Origin of the sequence: Acinetobacter sp. YH01025, from assembly GCF_013420185.1 — a bacterium.
Taxonomy (GTDB): Bacteria; Pseudomonadota; Gammaproteobacteria; order Pseudomonadales; family Moraxellaceae; genus Acinetobacter; species Acinetobacter indicus.
Window position 1 is genome coordinate 285154 of the sequence record NZ_VOYR01000002.1, and the last position, 20672, is coordinate 305825.

18 protein-coding genes are annotated in these 20672 nt (G+C 48.1%); 6 read left to right on the plus strand and 12 right to left on the minus strand.

Annotated elements, in window-relative coordinates; all coding sequences use genetic code 11:
• Positions 1 to 57 precede the first annotated feature (57 nt).
• Positions 58 to 345 carry a PA4642 family protein gene (locus tag FTT89_RS03825; protein WP_005179823.1) on the plus strand — a complete coding sequence of 96 codons (288 nt, stop codon included), beginning with the start codon at positions 58 to 60 and terminating at the stop codon, positions 343 to 345.
• Between the two features lie 62 nt (positions 346 to 407).
• On the opposite strand, the gene FTT89_RS03830 is transcribed toward FTT89_RS03825, so the two are convergent.
• Positions 408 to 3467: a DNA translocase FtsK gene (locus FTT89_RS03830; RefSeq protein ID WP_180172697.1), complete on the minus strand. Its 3060-nt coding sequence runs from the start codon at positions 3465 to 3467 to the stop codon at positions 408 to 410.
• 247 nt (positions 3468 to 3714) lie between these two features.
• Here FTT89_RS03830 and trxB point away from each other — a divergent pair, with 247 nt between their 5' ends.
• The 3 genes from trxB to FTT89_RS03845 all read left to right on the plus strand — a co-directional run bounded on the left by trxB (position 3715) and on the right by FTT89_RS03845 (position 6315).
• The gene (trxB, locus tag FTT89_RS03835) at positions 3715 to 4671 is read left to right on the plus strand and encodes a thioredoxin-disulfide reductase (protein WP_016659465.1); all 957 of its coding nucleotides are present in this window, start codon (positions 3715 to 3717) and stop codon (positions 4669 to 4671) included.
• 80 nt (positions 4672 to 4751) lie between these two features.
• Complete coding sequence (gene aat, locus FTT89_RS03840) at positions 4752 to 5483, plus strand: leucyl/phenylalanyl-tRNA--protein transferase (protein WP_005179830.1); 732 nt, start codon at positions 4752 to 4754, stop codon at positions 5481 to 5483.
• A 16-nt stretch (positions 5484 to 5499) separates the two neighbouring features.
• On the plus strand, positions 5500 to 6315 hold the full coding sequence (locus FTT89_RS03845) for an arginyltransferase (protein ID WP_005179833.1): 816 nt from the start codon (positions 5500 to 5502) through the stop codon (positions 6313 to 6315).
• 19 nt (positions 6316 to 6334) lie between these two features.
• Here FTT89_RS03845 and rimI read toward each other — a convergent pair whose 3' ends face one another.
• The 7 genes from rimI to FTT89_RS03880 all read right to left on the minus strand — a co-directional run bounded on the left by rimI (position 6335) and on the right by FTT89_RS03880 (position 14187).
• Positions 6335 to 6799: a ribosomal protein S18-alanine N-acetyltransferase gene (rimI, locus tag FTT89_RS03850; protein WP_180172698.1), complete on the minus strand. Its 465-nt coding sequence runs from the start codon at positions 6797 to 6799 to the stop codon at positions 6335 to 6337.
• A gap of 103 nt (positions 6800 to 6902) precedes the next feature.
• Positions 6903 to 7784 carry a metal-dependent hydrolase gene (locus FTT89_RS03855; protein WP_005179837.1) on the minus strand — a complete coding sequence of 294 codons (882 nt, stop codon included), beginning with the start codon at positions 7782 to 7784 and terminating at the stop codon, positions 6903 to 6905.
• 212 nt (positions 7785 to 7996) lie between these two features.
• Positions 7997 to 9187, minus strand: a complete 1191-nt coding sequence (gene tuf / locus FTT89_RS03860; RefSeq protein ID WP_163145479.1) for an elongation factor Tu — start codon at positions 9185 to 9187, stop codon at positions 7997 to 7999.
• A gap of 95 nt (positions 9188 to 9282) precedes the next feature.
• Positions 9283 to 11418, minus strand: coding sequence for an elongation factor G (fusA, locus tag FTT89_RS03865; RefSeq protein WP_180172699.1), 2136 nt, complete (start codon positions 11416 to 11418; stop codon positions 9283 to 9285).
• Between the two features lie 132 nt (positions 11419 to 11550).
• Positions 11551 to 12021, minus strand: a complete 471-nt coding sequence (rpsG, locus tag FTT89_RS03870; RefSeq protein WP_005179845.1) for a 30S ribosomal protein S7 — start codon at positions 12019 to 12021, stop codon at positions 11551 to 11553.
• Positions 12022 to 12200: 179 nt separating this feature from the next.
• On the minus strand, positions 12201 to 12575 hold the full coding sequence (gene rpsL, locus FTT89_RS03875) for a 30S ribosomal protein S12 (RefSeq protein ID WP_002050319.1): 375 nt from the start codon (positions 12573 to 12575) through the stop codon (positions 12201 to 12203).
• A 163-nt stretch (positions 12576 to 12738) separates the two neighbouring features.
• Complete coding sequence (locus FTT89_RS03880) at positions 12739 to 14187, minus strand: EcsC family protein (RefSeq protein ID WP_180172700.1); 1449 nt, start codon at positions 14185 to 14187, stop codon at positions 12739 to 12741.
• A 276-nt stretch (positions 14188 to 14463) separates the two neighbouring features.
• Between FTT89_RS03880 and FTT89_RS03885 the strand changes: the two genes are divergently transcribed.
• Both FTT89_RS03885 and FTT89_RS03890 read left to right on the plus strand, forming a co-directional pair.
• Positions 14464 to 15693: a beta-ketoacyl synthase N-terminal-like domain-containing protein gene (locus FTT89_RS03885; RefSeq protein WP_005179853.1), complete on the plus strand. Its 1230-nt coding sequence runs from the start codon at positions 14464 to 14466 to the stop codon at positions 15691 to 15693.
• A gap of 19 nt (positions 15694 to 15712) precedes the next feature.
• Positions 15713 to 16165, plus strand: coding sequence for a CopD family protein (locus FTT89_RS03890; RefSeq protein ID WP_005179856.1), 453 nt, complete (start codon positions 15713 to 15715; stop codon positions 16163 to 16165).
• Between the two features lie 55 nt (positions 16166 to 16220).
• On the opposite strand, the gene FTT89_RS03895 is transcribed toward FTT89_RS03890, so the two are convergent.
• From FTT89_RS03895 to FTT89_RS03910, 4 genes are all read right to left on the minus strand, one after another.
• Positions 16221 to 17684, minus strand: coding sequence for an amino acid permease (locus FTT89_RS03895; RefSeq protein WP_180172701.1), 1464 nt, complete (start codon positions 17682 to 17684; stop codon positions 16221 to 16223).
• A 148-nt stretch (positions 17685 to 17832) separates the two neighbouring features.
• Positions 17833 to 18195, minus strand: a complete 363-nt coding sequence (locus FTT89_RS03900; protein WP_180172702.1) for a RidA family protein — start codon at positions 18193 to 18195, stop codon at positions 17833 to 17835.
• Between the two features lie 24 nt (positions 18196 to 18219).
• The gene (alr, locus tag FTT89_RS03905) at positions 18220 to 19332 is read right to left on the minus strand and encodes an alanine racemase (protein WP_180007006.1); all 1113 of its coding nucleotides are present in this window, start codon (positions 19330 to 19332) and stop codon (positions 18220 to 18222) included.
• Positions 19333 to 19354: 22 nt separating this feature from the next.
• Positions 19355 to 20608, minus strand: coding sequence for a D-amino acid dehydrogenase (locus FTT89_RS03910; protein WP_075167990.1), 1254 nt, complete (start codon positions 20606 to 20608; stop codon positions 19355 to 19357).
• Positions 20609 to 20672: the final 64 nt, after the last annotated feature.

Here is a 20672-nt window from a genome sequence, read left to right on the forward strand (position 1 = left end):
TTGCGAACTCATATTTTGCCTTTTTTTCATTTCGAAAAACTATTCCAGGAGATTGCGATGGCATTGTCTCAACCAGCAACATTCAATGAAGAATGGTCAGATGAGCGTGTATTTGCCTACCTGAATCAGCTTCCTCCTCATGGTGTGAATGCTGATTTCCATGTGCTTTACCATGCATTTAAACATATGCGCCCAACAGACTATGAGCGCTTACTGACCCAGTTTGTTGCCGATGGCCGTGATGTAAATGCCACCAATCCTGAAGGACAGCGCATTCATGACGTGATTGCAGAATTCCCGCGCCAAAGCGCAGAATTCTTGGCAGTACTGGCAAAATTTGCTTAAGTCGCACTGCCGATAAAAAGCCCACCTATTGGTGGGCTTTGTTTATAAAGATCGAGAACAGCTTAAACCAGAATTTCACGCTTGCCGTTCGGACCCTGTTCACTGACAATACCCTGCTCCTGCATCTGATCGACAATACGCGCCGCACGGTTATAACCGAGGCTAAACTTACGCTGTAAAGACGATACCGATACTTTACGGGTTTCCAGCACAAAGGCCACACACTGGTCATACAGCGCATCACGGTCTGAGCCGCCATCACCACCATCTTCAAAACCACGTGACGCTGGTTCTTCATCAAATGGAGTCAGAATTTCATCGACATAATCCGGTGAACCCCGTTCACGCCAGGCATCACAAATCCGGTTGACTTCATCATCGGAAATAAAGGCACCATGCACACGTTCCGGTTCAATTTTACCTGGTCCAAGGAACAGCATGTCACCATGACCGAGCAGGTCTTCTGCCCCGCCAGCATCCAGAATAGTCCGTGAGTCAATTTTTGAGTTCACGCGCAAGGCCACGCGAGTCGGGATGTTGGCCTTGATCAGACCGGTAATGACATCCACCGATGGACGCTGGGTAGCCAGCAATAAGTGAATCCCAGCTGCACGTGATTTTTGCGCCAGACGGGTAATCATTTCTTCGGCTTTTTTACCGACCTGCATAATCATGTCGGCAAACTCATCCGCCACAATCACAATTGATGGTAACGGCGTCAAGCGCGGTGCACGTTCCTGGGTTGCTGAATCGCCCGGTTTCCAGGTCGGATCAATCAGGTCCTCGCCATTAGCCAGTGCTTCTTCAACCTTGCGATTATAGTCGCTGAGTTTACGGATTTTCAGGAATGACATCAGCTTATAACGGCGTTCCATTTCATTGACACACCAGTTCAGGGCGCTGACGGCATCTTTCATATCCGTCACTACCGGCGTTAACAAATGCGGAATATCGTTATAGTTGGCCAGTTCCAGCTGTTTCGGGTCAATCAGAATTAAACGCAGTTGATCCGGCTTGTATTTAAGCAACATCGACAGAATCATCGAGTTCACCGCCACCGATTTACCCGAACCGGTGGTCCCCGCAACCAGCATATGCGGCGCTTTGCCCAGTTCGGTAATCACCGGATTACCAGAAATATCTTTACCCATCGCCATCGACAGGATGCCATCCTGATCTTCAAATTTCGGGGTTTGCACCAGCTCAATCAGACGCACCATTTCACGGGTACTGTTTGGCACCTCAATACCGATATACGGTTTACCCGGAATCACCTCGACCACACGTACCGAGGCCATCGACATGGAACGGGCCAGGTCACGGGAAATATTGGTGACTTTCGAGGCTTTTACCCCCGGCGCCAGATCCAGCTCAAAACGTGTAACTACCGGTCCCGGCTGCGCTTCCACCACTTTGGCTTTGACATTAAATTCCTGCAGCTTGATTTCCAGCAGTTCAGATAAACGCTCCAGCTGCTCTGCGGTGAAGTTGACCTTTTTATTTGGATCGACCTTATCCAGTAGCTCCAGACCCGGCAATGGTGATAAATCACGACGTTTCTCTGCGACCTGCATGGCACGCGACATTGGACGGCCCATGGCATCGGTTAATGGCGCATCAAAGTCAAATTCATCTTCTTCTTGCGGTTTGCCGGCAGTTTCATGCCACGCCTCAATGAATTCTTCTTTCGATAGGGCTTCTTTCACCGCGTCATTGACCACTGGTGCAGCCGCTGTGGCACTTACCGCAGCCTGATGCTGAATAGGCGCCTGTACAAAAGCCGAAGACTGCGCATAACTGCTGGTAGTTCTTGGGGCAGGTGCTTCTGGCTTCAGATCATCAACCAGCAGATCATCCAGCCCTTCAAATTCTTCATCACTCAGACGGTTTTTCGGGCTTGCATACTGCGCTGTGGCAGCCGATGGCATTTCAACCGCTTGTACGTCTGGCACCGGCTGGATGTGCGGTGCAGGTTCAGGCTGCGACTGACTATTAAATGGACTATGCAGATCCTGAGCAGCTTTCCCATTCGGTACAGCAGCCAGCAATTCATCAAAGATTTCGTCATCATCCCAGTCAATATTAGACTGCGGCGTATTCGATGCAGGCGGTGCATCATGCACGGGCTGGACCACTGCATTAAAATGATCTTTCGGTGCGTGCAGAATCTGATCCTGAGAAGCACGTAACAGCTCATGAATATCCTGACTGTGCTTCTGGTCAGCATCATCATTCAGCGCACGCCAGACTTCACCGGTTGCCACCACACGCTGACTGTCCTGGGTCAGGCGATGGGCTTTTTCGACCGTCTGCTCAAAGACCTGCTCTTCTTCATCCAGCAGATCCTGCTCTGCAGAACGCTGCTGTTCACGCTCGACCATATCATCAAACAGACGCTCGGCCACTTGTTCATGACGGGACACCGCTGGTGCCACCGGAGCTTCTTCGACTTCACGATGTTCTGGTGCCGGCGTAACCACTTCGGCTGCAGCCGGTGCAGCGGCCACCACTGTTTTTTTAACGACCGGTGCCGGTTGATCAGCTTTAGGCACATCACGGTAAAACAGGTCTTGTAAATAAGCTGGCGTGGCTTTTAAAGTCACCCAGGTCCGGTTCCATTTAATCCCAAAGGCCAGTGTAAACAGGACACCCCAGAACACCAGCAGGAAAAAAGCTGCACCATAAATAGTGAGCAGCTGCGACAGGCTCTGCCCCAGTTCATACCCAATAATCCCGCCAGAAGCATTTTCCAGTGTATCGGCCGGCACTTGCCAGAACAAATACAATAGACTGGCAGTGGCCAGCAAAATAAAGAACTGCGCCGCATAACGGAAAGGACGGTTCAGGAAACTACGCGGCCACCACACCTGAATGGCTTCAATAAACAGGTACAGCGGAATCAGCAGACTGGCCCAGCCCAAAAAGCCGAACAACAGGTCGGCAATCCATGCGCCGGCGACCCCGCTGGCATTGGACACCTGCTGGGTATCACTAGACAAATGCATCCAGCCCGGATCAAAAGGGGTATAGGTGACTGTCGCAAGGAACAGATAAATCCCGAATGAAACCAAAAATAATGTCATTATTAAGCGCTGTGCATAAGCACCCGACACCGCAGTCATATACTGTCCTGTAACCAATTTTTCATAAATGTTCTTGTGCAACCCGCCAGTTTGGCATGGCCATAAAATAGATATTATGCACCTGTTGCAGCAAAAAAGATGCAAGATTATTGAAGTCAGTTGTTAACTTTTTCTATATAGCTTAAATCGATTTCTATGATCAATAATATCCACTGAATCTCACACAACTGTTATACAGTTTCACGTATAATTCCATAAATTGCTCAATAATAAAAGGATGCTACAGATGGGTGCTCGTCATTCACGTTTGATTATTTTAGGTTCAGGACCTGCAGGTTATAGTGCTGCTGTTTATGCTGCACGTGCCAATTTAAAACCAACCTTAATTGCAGGTTTACAACTCGGTGGTCAACTTACGACGACAACAGAAGTAGATAACTGGCCGGGCGATCCGGAAGGTCTGACAGGACCAGCGCTCATGGAACGTATGCAGGCCCATGCAGAACGTTTCGGGACCGAAATTGTCTATGACCATATCAATGAAGTCGATTTAAGTGTGCGTCCATTCGTGCTCAAAGGCGATATGGAAGAGTTCACCTGTGATGCCTTAATTATTGCCACCGGTGCTACGGCTCAATACCTCGGTCTGGAGTCTGAAGCCAAATTCATGGGCCAAGGTGTTAGTGCCTGTGCCACCTGTGATGGTTTCTTCTACAAAAACCAGAACGTGATGGTAGTCGGTGGTGGTAATACCGCAGTTGAAGAAGCGCTGTATCTTTCCAATATCGCCTCTCACGTGACCCTGGTGCACCGCCGTGACAGCCTGCGTTCAGAGAAAATTCTGCAAGATCATATTTTTGCCAAAGAAAAAGAAGGCAAAATCAGCATTCTCTGGAACAACCAGGTTGATGAAGTCCTGGGTGATGCGCAATCTGGTGTGACTGCCGTACGTTTGAAATCTACTGTCGATGGTTCAACCCAGAATGTAGATGTATCTGGTATGTTCGTGGCGATTGGTCACAAGCCAAATACGGGCATGTTCGAAGGCCAGTTAAACCTGCGTGATGGTTATATTCAGGTTCAAAGTGGTACTGCCGGTAACGCAACCCAAACCTCTGTACCGGGCGTATTCGCAGCCGGTGACGTGGCAGACAGCGTCTATCGTCAAGCGATTACATCCGCCGGTTCAGGCTGTATGGCAGCCCTAGATGCTGAAAAATATCTGGATGCCCTAGGTGAATAATTTTGCCTAAAGCACGAGCCGCCCAATCCGGGCGGCTTTTTTATGTATGATAGAGATCTGTTTCGATTCAGAGTAGCTGTATGACCGCACTTGCACCCTCACAATTTATTTTCCCCCATCCTGATGAAGCTGATCCACAGGGTGAAGGACTGATTTGTATTGGTGCAGACCTGTCCCCCTCAACCCTGTTTGAAGCTTATACCCACGGCCTGTTTCCGTGGTTTTCCGACGGTGATCCGATTTGCTGGTGGAGTCCCGAACCGCGCTGCATTATCCGCCCTCAGGATTATCATCCAAGCAAATCACTGCTGCGCAACATGAAAAAAGGTGATTACCGGATTAGCATCAATCAGGCCTTTGAACGGGTGATTCGCTGTTGTTCGCTGCCACGCGCCTACGCCAATGACACCTGGATTTCCGAAGACATCATTCAGGGCTATATTGACCTGTTTGAGGCCGGTTATGGCTATAGTGTCGAAGTCTGGGAGCAGGATGCGCTGGTCGGTGGTTTGTATGGCGTCACCATTGGCCGCGGCTGCTTTGGCGAGTCAATGTTTAGCCAGCGCACAGATGTCTCTAAAATGGCGTTTTATACCTTAATGCTGATTGGCCGCGACAACGCCCTGCCCTGGATTGACTGCCAGCTGGTCAATGACCATCTATTAAGTCTGGGCGCCTGTACAATAACTCGCCAAGCATACTTAAAATCGTTACAAGATGTTGTAAAACAGCCGGCGATAGATTGGAAAAAATACCAGGAGGGTGTATTTTCAAGTAAAACAATAGCGCAAAACGACTCACTGGATGAATAAATAAAGAGGGATTGCCATGAATTCATATCAACCGAAATCCCTGCTCAACGAATTACAATATTATATTACGCCGCCGCATAACTGCAGTTATCTGGATGATAAATCTGCTCGCATGGTGTTTTTAGATCCGGCGCACCGGATTGATGTGGTGACCCTGTCTGAACTGTCACGCATGGGCTTTCGTCGTAGCGGTGACTTTGTCTATCGGCCGGAATGCCATTTATGCCGTCAATGTCTGTCTTCGCGCGTGCCGGTACACGAATTTCAAATGAACAGCACCCAGAAAAAAGCCTGGAAACGCAATCAGGACCTGCACGTCACCATCCGCTCTACCCAAGAAGCCAATGAACAGCATTATGCGCTGTATGAGCGTTATATTAATGAACGCCATGCCGATGGCGATATGTATCCGCCAAGTCAGGATCAGTTTGAAAAATTTCTGGTGCACAGCTGCACCGACAGTTTCTTTTTAGAGCTTTGGCACCAAGACCGGCTAATTGCGGTCTCGACCTGCGACCTGCTCGATGATGGCCTGTCTGCGGTGTATACCTTCTTTGATCCGGATGAAAACCGCCGCTCCTTGGGCGTATTTGCGATCTTAAAGCAGATTGAACACACCCAGAAACTCGGACTGCCTTATGTTTATTTAGGCTATTGGGTGCCGCATTCCAATAAAATGAATTATAAATCGCAGTATGTACCGCTAGAATTACTGATTGATGGCCAATGGCGCCGGCTTAACCGCAGCTTAAGCAGCGAAGAAATCCGGCAATTGGGAAACTCTCTCATGACCACCCTGCCCAGTGGTTGGAATAATTCGATTATCAAATAAAACCCAATAATTTTAAAAATTAAGGTGATGAGAAGAGCGCGGCAAAATCATCACTACAGGCTTTAACCATAATAACCGCATGTTCACGTGTGCCATCCGGATTTGGATAATAATTTTTGCGCACATCAATCTGATGAAAGCCAGCTTTTTCATACAGACGGATAGCCGCGGTATTGCTTTCACGCACTTCCAGAAAAATTTGTACCGGCTGATTCGGCAACTGCGCAATCGAATGCTCCAGCAGCTGATAACCCAGCCCCTTCCCCTGCAGGTCAGGCACAACCGCCATCAGCAACAGGTTAGCTTCATCCAGCACCGGTTGCAAAATACAGAACCCGACCAGCTGGCCTTGCTGCTCGATTACAGTACATTGATAACTGTCTACCGCTTCAGCAAACTGTTTCAAGCTCCAGGGATGGCTTTGTACCTGTTGCTCAATGTTAAATACACTATGAATATCAGCGTGTTGCATTAAACGAATCATCTTCGTTCATCATCGGTCAAAACAAAGTTCGCATTATAAGAGCTCTGGATAAAAAATCGAGCAAAAAAAAGGGCAATTTTCATTGCCCCAAGAGTCAACACCGTTAGAAGCCCAATTTGGCTTTCCATGTGTCCAGCAGACTGAAGGTATCTAAATCGTTCGGATGAAAGCCCGGGCGGAAATATGCCAGCATCTCACGGCCCATACCGGTAATAATGCCCTTAGACGGACTATAGGCATAGGTATAAATGGCCTTGAATGCTTCCAGATTCAGCTGTTTGTCTTCTTTTAACAGACGGAACAGGAAATAGTTTTGCACTACAAATAAGGTCAGCATCGCGGCAACCAGTGAGCTGGTGCGCAGTAAATAGGCTTTGGTGCCCTGACCGAATACACCCTCAAACACATCATAGGCCACGGCTTTATGCTCGTTTTCTTCAATCGCATGCCACAGCCACATGGTTTTCATGGTGTCATCGCTCATCAGTTCCTGAATATGCGAATTACGTAGCAACTGGGTGGCAATGGTCGCGGTAAAATGTTCCAGTGCGGTGGTTGCAGTCAAATCAACCATTTCCTGGGTAATGCCAAAGGGTTTACCAACACCGGCAAATACCTTACGCGCGCCTTGAATCACTTTATCGGTATAACGATCTAAACGTTCTACATCATGGCCATATTTTTGTGCCGAGGCATTAAAGCCAACATGCTCCTGGGTATGCATGGCTTCCTGGCCAATAAAGGCTGAAATTTCTTTTTGCAGCTCCTGATTATCTTTAATTGCCGGGTGGTAACGCACTGCACGTACACTATCAATAAAGAATTTTTCACCGGCTGGAAACAGGGCGGATAAAGCGGTCATAAAATGTGTCAGGCCTGCCGAATCTCGCATCCAGTATTCTGGAACCTGATCAAACTCAAACGCCATACGACGTACCGGGAAACTGGCACCTGCGCGGTTGGTAATATTTACTTTAGCATTCATGACCTCAACTCCTTTCAAGTGAAGCGTCTCACCTGAAACTTTTATTTATTTTCTTCAGCTTTATCTTACGTGGTTCTGATATGGAGATAAGTGCAGTTAAGGTCAGGCGAATATCAGTTTAGGACAGCTTGCAGTTAAATTGTCAGACAATTTAATCTGCAAAGATAAAAAAAGCGTCCCTTTGGGACGCTTTTTTCACACTATAGAAGTGATTATGCAGTTACTTTAGAAACTACACCAGCACCTACAGTACGACCACCTTCACGGATCGCGAAGCGTAAGCCAGCGTCCATTGCGATTGGGTGGATTAATTCTACTGACATTTCAACGTTGTCACCTGGCATAACCATTTCAACGCCTTCTTTCAGCTGGATCGCACCAGTTACGTCCGTAGTACGGAAGTAGAACTGTGGACGGTAACCATTTAAGAATGGAGTGTGACGGCCACCTTCGTCTTTAGAAAGTACGTATACTTCTGCGTCGAATTTAGTGTGCGGCTTGATTGAACCTGGTTTAGCAAGTACTTGACCACGTTGAACTTCTTCACGCTTAGTACCACGTAGAAGAACACCACAGTTCTCGCCAGCACGACCTTCGTCAAGAAGCTTACGGAACATTTCAACGCCAGTAACCGTTGTTTTCGCTGTATCTTTGATACCAACGATTTCAACTTCTTCACCAACTCTAACGATACCAGTTTCAACACGGCCAGTTACAACTGTACCACGACCAGAAATTGAGAATACGTCTTCGATTGGCATTAAGAATGCTTGGTCGATTGCACGTACTGGCTCTGGAATGTAAGTGTCAAGCGCTTCAACAAGAGCTACAACAGCGTCTTCGCCATATTGACCTGATTCACCGTTAAGTGCTGCAAGAGCAGAACCACGGATTACTGGAGTGTCGTCGCCTGGGAAGTCGTAAGTAGAAAGAAGTTCACGAACTTCCATTTCAACTAATTCGATTAACTCTTCGTCATCTACGATATCGCATTTGTTTAAGAATACAACGATATAAGGTACACCTACCTGACGAGAAAGAAGGATGTGTTCACGAGTTTGTGGCATTGGACCATCAGTCGCTGAACAAACAAGAATCGCACCATCCATCTGAGCAGCACCAGTGATCATGTTTTTAACATAGTCGGCGTGGCCTGGGCAGTCTACGTGCGCGTAGTGACGAGTTGGAGAATCGTATTCTACGTGAGAAGTATTAATTGTAATACCACGTGCTTTTTCTTCTGGTGCAGAGTCGATAGCAGCGTAATCTTTCGCTTCACCACCAAACTTACGTGCACATACTGTAGCAATCGCAGCTGTTAAAGTTGTTTTACCATGGTCAACGTGACCGATTGTGCCCACGTTAACGTGTGGCTTATTACGTTCGAACTTAGCCTTAGCCATGAGATCTTCCTTTTTAAAACAACTCATGGAGGATCACTCCATGAGCATTAGGTTTTTTAACTATGAATTAGTTTGCGCTTATAGTAATCGAAAGATTACTCGTCGTCACCTTTTTTACCACCAGACTGGAATTTAGCAATGATGCCTTCCGCCACGTTACGTGGAGTTTCAGCATATTTAGCAAATTCCATAGAGTAAGTCGCACGACCTTGAGACATAGAACGCATGTGTGTTGCGTAACCGAACATCTCAGCCAGTGGAACTTCTGCACGAATTGCTTTAGTACCACCAGGTAAGTCGTCCATACCTTGAACCATACCACGACGACGGTTTAAGTCACCCATGATATCGCCCATGTAGTCTTCTGGAGTTTCTACTTCAACTTTCATGATTGGCTCAAGAAGAACAGGATCTGCTTTCATGAAACCGTCACGGAATGCGTAAGAACCCGCCATTTTGAACGATAATTCGTCAGAGTCGACATCGTGGTAAGAACCGTCGAATAATGTCGCTTTAATGCCTACAACTGGGTAACCAGCCAAGACACCATTCTTCATACGTTCTTGAATACCTTTGTCTACAGCACCGAAGAATTCTTTAGGTACTACACCACCTACAACTTCTTCAGCGAACTCGTAGTCTTTACCAGCTTCAGGATCAAGCGGCTCTAAACGTACGAATACGTGACCGAATTTACCTTTACCACCAGTTTGACGAACGAACTTACCTTCTTGTTCGATAGACTTTTTGATCGTTTCACGGTAAGCAACCATTGGTTTACCAATGTTCGCTTCAACGTTGAATTCACGCTTCATACGGTCAACGATGATGTCAAGGTGAAGCTCACCCATACCCGCAATAATCGTTTGGCCAGATTCTTCGTCTGTACGTACGCGGAATGAAGGGTCTTCTTTCGCCAAGCGACCTAAAGCTACTGACATTTTTTCTTGGTCAGCTTTAGTCTTAGGTTCAACAGCCAATGCAATTACTGGCTCTGGGAATTCCATACGCTCTAGTGTAATCACTGCGTTTTCGTCACACAATGTATCACCAGTCGTTGTATCTTTAAGACCTACACACGCTGCGATATCACCCGCACGAATTTCTTCGATGTCGTGACGGTCGTTTGCGTGCATCTGTACGATACGGCCAATACGTTCACGTTTCATTTTCACTGGGTTGTAAACAGGGCTACCTGCTTTCAGAACACCTGAGTAAACACGTACGAACGTTAAGTTACCTACGAATTTGTCGTTCATGATTTTGAACGCAAGCGCAGAGAACGGAGCATCGTCAGACGCTTCACGAGAACCTTCGGTTTCGTCTTTGTCGTCTAGGATACCTTTGATCGCTTCTACGTCTGTAGGCGCTGGAAGGAATTCAATCACTGCGTCCAACATACGTTGAACACCTTTGTTTTTGAATGCAGAACCACACATTGCAGGTTGAATTTCACCCGCTAATGTACGTTGACGAAGACCAGCTACGATTTCTTCTTTAGAAAGGTCGCCTTCTTCCAGGTATTTGTCCATGAGTTCTTCTGATGCTTCAGCAGCAGCTTCAACCATGTTTGTACGCCATTCTTCAGCTGTATCTTGCAGATCAGCAGGAATGTCGCCGTATTCAAACTTCATACCTTGAGAAGCTTCATCCCAGATGATTGACTTCATTTCGATTAAGTCAACAACACCTGTGAATGTGTCTTCTGCGCCCACTGGAACAACGATAGGCACTGGGTTAGCACCCAAACGTGTCTTCATTTGTTCAACTACGCGGAAGAAGTTTGCACCAGTACGGTCCATTTTGTTAACGAACGCTAAACGAGGTACTTTATATTTGTTTGCTTGACGCCATACAGTTTCAGACTGAGGTTGTACACCACCTACAGCACAGTAAACCATACACGCACCGTCAAGAACACGCATAGAACGCTCAACTTCGATTGTGAAGTCAACGTGTCCCGGGGTGTCAATTACGTTAATACGGTGTTGGTCGAACTGGTTAGCCATACCTTTCCAGAAGCATGTTACAGCTGCTGAAGTAATGGTAATACCACGTTCCTGCTCTTGTTCCATCCAGTCAGTTGTTGCTGAACCTTCGTGAGTTTCACCTAGTTTGTGGCTCTCACCTGTGTAGAACAAAATACGTTCAGAAGTGGTTGTTTTACCTGCGTCAATGTGCGCAGAGATACCAATGTTACGGTAACGAGAAATTGGGGTTTGACGTGCCATGATTTCTAGCATTCCTAAATTTTGTTGTTTAAAACAGGACGCTTTAAGCTGCATAGCAACTTAAAGCGCTTTGATGACAAACTAGTGACAACTAAATTCATCACCCTCCTGATTAGGTCCTGTTTTATCCGCTTAGAAACGGTAGTGAGAGAAGGCTTTGTTGGCTTCAGCCATACGGTGCACATCTTCACGTTTTTTAACCGCTGCGCCTTTACCTTCAGCTGCATCAAGCAACTCACCAGCAAGACGTAAAGCCATAGTTTTTTCAGAACGCTTAGCAGCAGCATCTACTAACCAACGCATCGCTAGAGCAGTACGACGGGATGGGCGTACTTCCATAGGAACTTGATAAGTAGCACCACCAACACGGCGTGCTTTTACTTCAACCATAGGACGAACTTTTTCAAGCGTAGCTTCAAAAAATTCAACTGGGTCTACTTTGTTTTTTTCTTGAACGCGGTCTAAAGCACCGTAAACGATACTTTCAGCAATAGATTTTTTACCATCTTGCATTACGTGGTTCATGAATTTAGCGATTGTTTGGCTGCTGAACTTAGGATCCGGAAGGATTTCACGAGCAGCGACTACGCGACGTCTTGGCATTTTAAAACTACCTATAAATATGACACTTCAGGTTAATCCAGCAGTAGCATAAAGTGTCGTATGCATTCGCTGGCCTTACTATACGTCGCTTGAATATTCACAAAATAAATGCAGAAATCAGACAAGCGAGACGATAAAGGATTGCAGTTCTAACGAACTAAGAGCTTAATCTCGAAAGATTATTTCTTAGGACGTTTAGTACCGTATTTAGAACGTGACTGGTTACGATCTTTCACGCCAGCACAGTCTAAAGAACCACGAACGGTATGGTAACGTACACCTGGTAAGTCTTTAACACGACCACCACGGATCAGAACAACACTGTGCTCTTGCAGGTTATGGCCTTCACCACCGATATAGCTAGAAACTTCGAAACCTGAAGTTAAGCGAACACGGCAAACTTTACGCATTGCTGAGTTAGGTTTTTTAGGTGTAGTTGTGTAAACACGTGTACAAACACCACGACGTTGTGGACAAGCCTTCAACGCAGGAACTTTAGATTTTTCAACTAAAGTCGTACGACCCTTACGGATCAACTGATTTGTTGTTGCCATGTGGCAATTCTCCCGTTAATAAAAAGCCCCAAAAACATACTACTTTTTGAGGGCATGCAATTGTAAGTCAAGATACTAAAATGGTCAATATTCGACAGACCGGCAAATATTGACCATTCCCGCATTAAAGGCTAATTTTACTGCTTTTTAAGGTATTAGCACCTTATTGCGCTTTTTGCTTTTTTGTAACCTTCTTCGCTACCGGTTTCTCAGCGTCTGCTTTTTGCGGTTCAGCCTCCGTTTCAGGTGGCTCTTCCACTGCCGGTGGCGTGTCGTCAAACTCGTCATCATCTTCAGGTTCCGGCTCAATCGATTCCGGTGGAATTGCCGGTTTTTGTGGCTCGACTGCAGCATTCGGTTCAACCATTTTATCGGCCAGCTGCTCTAGGCCCTGCTGGATATCCTGATCGACCTGTTCCGGCTCCGGTTTTTCCTCTGCCGATTTTTTCTGGATTTTCACCTTGGAGATGGTGCTGTTTTGCTGCAGCTCAATATCCTGATCCAGCTTCAGCTCATCGACGGCCGGTGTAGCCGCAGCTGGCTGTTCCAGTAATTTTGGTGCGGCCTGTGCCAGTAAGGCTGCGGCTTTTTCATAGGCATCGACCGGGGACAGCTGACTGCCTTTATGCTGAATGAGATATTCACGGGCATGCGAGAACACTTCCTGCGCTTTCTGGTGCACATGTTCGACCAGCTTCCAGCTATAGGCGGCACTGACCGAGGCTGTCGCCACCGGGGTTAATTTGCTTAACAGCGAGAACTTCGGCATTGAGTTCATCCATTGCCATTTCATTTCGCCCTGCTCATTGACCAGATATTTGCGTAGCGCTTCCATATCATTACTGGAACCGACCAGCTGCTGTAACTGATGCACATCATGGGTTTGCAGCATGTTCAGCACGCTTTTAATACCCAGCAAGACCGCCTGCTTTTCGGCAATCAGGCCCAGATCAACCTGTTTGAAAATATATTGCACAATGGCCTGGCCTTCTTCTTTATTCAGCTCAAAGCCATACGAACGCCCAACCTGATAGATGGTACGTAACGACATGATCATCGAAACCGGCACATCTACCGCGGTTCCAATCACGCCGGTAGCCCCGGTGATCGCGCCCTGAATCGAGGCCAGCCATTTATTCTGCTCTGCCAGCGCCTGGCTGATGCGCTTGGAACGGTTCACATCCTGGGTCAGTTCCTCTAAGTCACGTACTCCGGCTTCATCTAAAACTGCATCGACCGAACTGATATTGGAGGTAAAGGTATTTAGCTGGTGAAAGAAGTAATCCGACACCTTATCGGAAAACTCAGGCGCCACAAAATGGGCAAGATTATTGACCTTATTATAATGACGACCTAGCAATTGACGTGAGACCTGCGGCAAATGTGCCTTCAGTACCTGCTGCGGATTGTCATAACGCGATGAATGGCGGCCGAATACCGGGCTGGCACTGCCTTCCACCACCCGCCCCTGACTGCTACCCGCCTCTTCTTTACTGGTCGAACCGGGCGCCACATGCTGAACCAGGTCAATGCCGGTATGACTGAGCTTTTTAGCCACTCCAAACGCACTCGAGAGGAATCCGCCTGATTGCTTATTATTAGAATCTGTCATTCTTGCTCCTCATTTTCTTTCTTAAGATTTATTGCTAAATACTAGGTATAGTCTGCGTTTATCTCAACCTTATTGTGTTTCTTTTGGTTATGTTCACGTAGTCTGCTCCCCAAATCTGGTCATTCCCAAAGAGGCATAGGATTTGCCATAAGAATTCAAAATTCTTTCTGTTATTATGAATCCAATTGAAAAACTTGGGAAATGCACTGGACACCGGCATTTGCGCCGACAGTCTCCAGGGTTGGACCCGATAATATCACCATAAGGGAACTGTAGATGAAACGTGTTGTAATCACTGGCATGGGCATTAATTCGTGCATTGGTAATACATTAGAAGATGTAACCCACTCTTTGCAAAATGGTATTTCAGGCACACGTTTTAACCAGACTTATGCTGAACTGAATTTTAAGAGCCATGTCAGTGCAGCTGCAGAACAGAATTTTGACAATATCGACCGTCGTTTAAAACGCTTCATGGGCGTGTGTGCAATGTATGCCTATAACGCAGCGGCAGCAGCCATTGAACATGCCGGCCTGAAAGTTGAAGATTTAGCTGGTAACCCGCGTTACGGTATTGCCGGTGGTTCAGGCGGCAACTCGACTGCATCTGTGGTTGAAATGGTGGAATTACTGGAAGAAAAAGGCGCGCGTAAAATTGGCCCATTCTTTGTACCACGTAACATGTCAAACACCATTACGGCCAACCTGGGCGTTGCCTTTAAACTGCAAGGCGTTGCGCACTCGATTACCAGCGCATGTGCAACTTCTGCCGATGCGATTGGTTATGCCTACAACCTGATTCAACTGGGTAAACAGGATCTTATGCTGGCTGGCGGTGGTGAAGAAGATCACTGGTCACAAAGCCTGCTGTTTGATGCGATGGGTGCGCTGTGTGCCAAATACAATGACACCCCAGAAACTGCTTCTCGTCCATATTCAGCAGACCGTGATGGTTTCGTGATTGCCGGCGGCGGTGGCTTCCTGGTACTGGAATCGCTGGAACATGCACAAGCACGTGGTGCCAACATTCTGGCAGAAGTGGTCGCGTATGCAGCCAACTCGGATGGTGCTGACATGGTTGCGCCAAGCGGTGAAGGTGCAACACGCTGTATCCTGATGGCGCTGGATGAAGCCAAACAGCATGGTGTTGAATCGATTGACTATGTGAACACACACGGTACATCTACCCCTGCAGGTGACGTGACTGAACTGAAAGCCATGGAACGTGCCTTTGGTGAAGGCCAGGTACCAGCCCTGAGCTCGACCAAATCTATGACCGGTCACAGCCTGGGTGCTGCCGGTGTACAGGAAGCGATCTACTCTGTCCTGATGATGCAAAACGACTTTATTGCGCCAAACATCAACGTGACCGAGCTGGATGAAGGCGCGAAAGGCTTTGATATCGTACTTGAAAAACGTGACGCAAAATTGAATACTGTGATGAGTAACAGTTTTGGTTTTGGCGGCGTAAACGCTTGTCTGATTTTCAAGAAATGGGATGCATAATCCCTAAATAGGATTTTCGATGGATGCACCTTCTGATGCTTTTTTATGGGTAAAAGCATTACATATTATTGCCGTGGTGTGCTGGTTCGCTGCACTGTTCTATCTGCCACGGTTATATGTTTACCATGCCATGAGTGAAGATGCGGTCAGTCATCAGCGTTTTGAAGTCATGGAACGCAAGTTGTACCGCGGAATTATGTGGCCTTCCATGATTGCCACCCTAATTACCGCCCACTTTCTGGTAGATTGGGGTGATGCCACCCGGAACTACCACGATGCCTTGTGGTTTTACCTGAAAGTGGCACTGGTCGGATTATTGGTGATTTACCATCTGGTTTGCGGTTATTACCGTCTGAAACTGATTGGCAATGCCCATTACAAGTCACACAAGTTCTGGCGCTTTTTCAATGAAATGCCGACAGTGCTGTTATTTGCAATTGTGATTCTGGTGGTGGTGAAACCTGTGTTCTAGCTCCATCGAAGAACAGATAAAAAAAGCCTCGTTTGATACGAGGCTTTTTTGTGGGCTAGCGAAGGGTTTCTGACTTGGCATATTGCTCGGTCTGGGCATATTGCTGGTATTTACGCAGCCGCGGTTTATATAGACCATAGTAAGTCACGGTTAAAATCACCAGCCACAACGGACTGACCAGCAGTGCTTTCAGCGTATCCGGCTCCAGACTGAGAATCACCAGTGCAAACAGCAGGAAGGCCAACACCACATAGCTCATCAGCACCCCGCCCGGCATTTTAAAGCGTGAAGCAGCATGTAACTGCGGCTGCAGTTTACGATAGCGCAGGTAACACACCATAATAATGCCCCAGATGCTAATAAACAGAATCACGCACAGCGAGCTGGCCAAGGTAAAGGCTTCAACGGTATTCGGCACAAAATACTGCAAGGCTGCACCGGCCATAATAAACAGACAGGAGAACAGCAGACCTTTGGCCGGTACTGCCTGTTTTGACAAGGTCGCCAACGCCTGTGGCGCCTGCCGGCCACGCGCTAGGCCAAACAGCATGCGGCTGGTCGAAAACACACCGCTGTTCATGGAAGACATCACCGAAGATAACACCACCAGATTCATAATAATCGCAGAGGTGGGAATACCGGCATGTAAAAACAACGACACAAACGGACTACGGTCTGCCGGAATCTGGTTCCACGGCGTCACCGACATCACCACAAATAAAGACAGCACATAAAACAGGATAATCCGGGTCGGAATTGCATTGACTGCTTTGGGTAAATTCTTTTCCGGATCTTTGGTTTCAGCCGCCATGGTGCCCAGCAGCTCCACCCCGACAAAGGCAAACAGCGCAATCTGGAAACCGGCCAGAAAACCGTTACCGCCTTGTGGAAACATACCACCATGTGACCAGACATGCTGAAAACTGGCAGTGGTGCCATCTGGCGCGGCAAACTGGTTAAAGACCATATAGCCACCAATACCAATCAGGCCTAAGATGGCCAGAATCTTGATCAGGGCAAACCAGAACTCGATTTCACCAAACAGCTTGACCGTCAGTAAATTCAGTCCCAGTACAAACAGCACACAACCAACACTGATCAGCGCCTGCCCCATGGGAGTAAACGTGGTATCTGGTGGCAGCCAGAAACCGAGATAATTGATGATGGCTGCCAGATCGGCAATTCCGACCAGAATCCAGCCCAGCCAGTAGGACCAGCCAATATAGTAGCCCGCACCCGGCCCGATCAGCTCATGCGCCATATCAATAAAGGATTTATAGTGCAGATTGGACAGCAGGATTTCACCCAATGCGCGCATCAGGAAGAAAAACATCAGGCCAATAATCATATAAATAAACAGGATGGACGGGCCAGCCAAGGCAATGGTTTTGCCGGAGCCCATAAACAGTCCGGTGCCAATAGCGCCGCCAATGGCAATTAACTGCAGATGCCGGTTGGAGAGTTTGCGTTGTAATTCATGTGGCGACGAATGAACGTCATCGTGACGAGAGGAAGTCATGTTCAATATCCTTATTGTGCCCTGACCCTGCCATCAGCGCAGGCTGTGCATACGTCATCCTGCAATGATGGTCCTGTACATCCCAACAAATCCTATCTTGGGCTGTACGCAGCGTCAGTGGCTGGGAGAGAAAACCAAACCAGACGGCTTATTTCTGTGCAGCGGTCACTGCAATTTCAATCAGCCAGTCCGGGTTGACCAGTTCCGCCTGAATGGTGGCGCGTGCCGGTGTGGCATGGCCCTGCAACCATTCAATCCAGAGCGCATTCACGGTCTGGAAATCGGACAGATTCTTTAAAAAGAGTTGCGCAGATAAAATCCGGCTTTTATCGCTATTGGTTTCGGCCAGCAGCGTATCAATGGTCTGCAGCACTTCTTGCGTTTGCGCAGTGATGTCCTGCCCGGCAGTGGTTTTCGGAATCTGACCCGACAGATAGACCACCTGATTAAATACCGTTGCCGCACTCATCACTTCAGTGCTGTGAATACGTTGAATATCTTGAAAACTCATGTTGTGATCCTGTTGAATAAAATTTTATGCCTGCACCACAAACGGCACCCGGGCGGTGATGGCGCACATCAGCTCATAGCCAACGGTACCGGCTGCCTGACTGACCTCATCGACCGGCAAGATGGCACCACTGCTGGAATAGCCCCACAGCACCACTTCAGCGCCAATATCGGCGTCAGGAAGATGGCTGAGATCGACCGCCAGCATATCCATACTGACCCGACCCAGCGTCTGGCTGCGCTGCGAATTGACCAGTACCGGTGTACCGCTTGGAGAAATTCGCTGATAGCCATCGGCATAGCCACAGGCCACTACGCCAATCCGCATGGCTTGTTCAGCAACAAAGCTGGAGCCATAGCCAATACTTTCTCCAGCCTTCAGCTGCTGGACAGCAATAATTTCACTGCGCAGGCTCATGCTCGGTTTCAGGTTCCAGTCCTGAATTGTGTGCTGTGGAAAATCGGGGGAACTGCCGTACAGCATGATGCCGCTACGCATCACATCGCTGTGCAGGGCCGGCGCATGACGTAGCAGCGCCGCGCTATTACAGAGTGAACGCTGGCCAGGCAGGCCGGCAATGGTCTGTTCAAAACACTGCTGCTGATAGTCGATGCCCGGCGCACCAAAACGTTCGCCATCGGCATCGGAGAAATGCATCATGTGGGTAATAGAGCTTACAATTTCCAGTGCCTGTAACTGGGCAAAGGCGCCCCGGTAAGCGGCGGGTGCAAAACCCAGACGGTTCATGCCACTGTTCATTTTCAGATAGACATGAAAACGTGCTTCCGGATGCTGGCGCTGGAACTGCTGTAACCAGTCAATTTGATGGGCACTGTGAATGCTAAAACTTAAGTGATGTTGCTGACAGACTGATAAATCTTCCAGACAGAAAATGCCTTCCAGCAACAGAATATCACCCTGCCAGCCCAGCTGGCGTAATCTCAATGCCTCGGCCAGATCTAGCAAAGCAAAACCATCGGCGGACTGAAAAGCCGGATAGACCCGCTCGATGCCATGACCATAGGCATTGGCCTTGACCACGGCATAAACTTGGCTATCCCCGGCATACTGCCGGGCAATCTGCAGGTTATGGCGCAGTGCATCGAGATGCACCACTGCCTGAATTGGTCTAGACATCGTTCTTCCTTGAATCAATACCTTAAGCGGCGTAACGCTGTAACGACAAGCCTTCAGTGCTAATTTCCGGTTGCTGCTGCATCACCAGATCACTGATTAACTTGCCCGAGCCACAGGCCATGGTCCAGCCTAAAGTCCCGTGGCCGGTATTCAGGAACAGGTTTTTATAGCGGGTGCCGCCAATAATCGGGGTGCTGTCTGGCGTCATTGGACGTAAACCGGTCCAGAAGCTGGCCTGCGGTAAATCACCACCCGGGAATAAATCTTTGGTGACCATTTCCAGCGTGGCACGACGATCCTGATTCAGACCGAGGTTAAAGCCGCTTAATTCAGCCATACCACCGACACGAATCCGCTGGTCAAAACGGGTAATCGCAATCTTGTAAGTTTCATCCAGAACTGTTGATTGTGGCGCCATGGCCGGATCGACAATTGGCACAGTCAGCGAATAACCTTTCACCGGATAGACCGGCAGGTCCAGATGCAGCGGTTTCAGGAATTCACGTGAATAACTGCCAAAGGCCAGCACATAACGGTCTGCGGTCAGCACTTTGCCATTGACCAGCACGCCTTTAATCTCGTCGCCTTCAACCAGCAGTTTTTCTACATTCTGGTTAAACTGGAAATCGACACCCATCTCCTGTGCCAGTTTGGCCAGCGCATTGGTAAACAGATAGCAATCACCGGTTTCATCATTAGGCAAGTGCAAGCCACCAACCAGTTTATCTTTGGCCGCAGCCAAAGCCGGTTCAACCCGGGCCAGACCATCACGGTCTAACAGCTCATATTCCACACCGCTTTCTTTTAATACTTCAATGTCACGCTGTACGGCATCGAGCTGGGCATCTTTACGGAACAGCTGCAGCGTGCCTTTAGAGCGGTTTTCATAGCTGATTCCGGTGTCTTGGCGTAACTGTCTCAGGCAATCGCGGCTATATTCGGCTACCCGCACCATCCGCTCTTTATTAATAGCATAGTGCTGCGCATTACAGTTTTTCAGCATTTGCGCCATCCACTGTAACTGCCACATACTGCCATCCAAATTCACGGCCAAAGGTGCATGATGCTGGAACATCCACTTCACGGCTTTAAATGGAATCCCCGGCGCTGCCCACGGCGTTGAATAGCCCGGTGAAACCTGTCCGGCATTCCCGAAGCTGGTTTCTTCCGCCGGCCCGGTTTGACGATCCAGCACCGTCACACTTGCACCCTGCTGCGCCAGATAATATGCGCTGGTCACCCCAATGACACCGCTTCCCAACACAATTACACGCATAGACTTGACCTCAAATACATTCCAGTTTATTTAACTAGTATATTTTCGGATCAATAGTGAATTT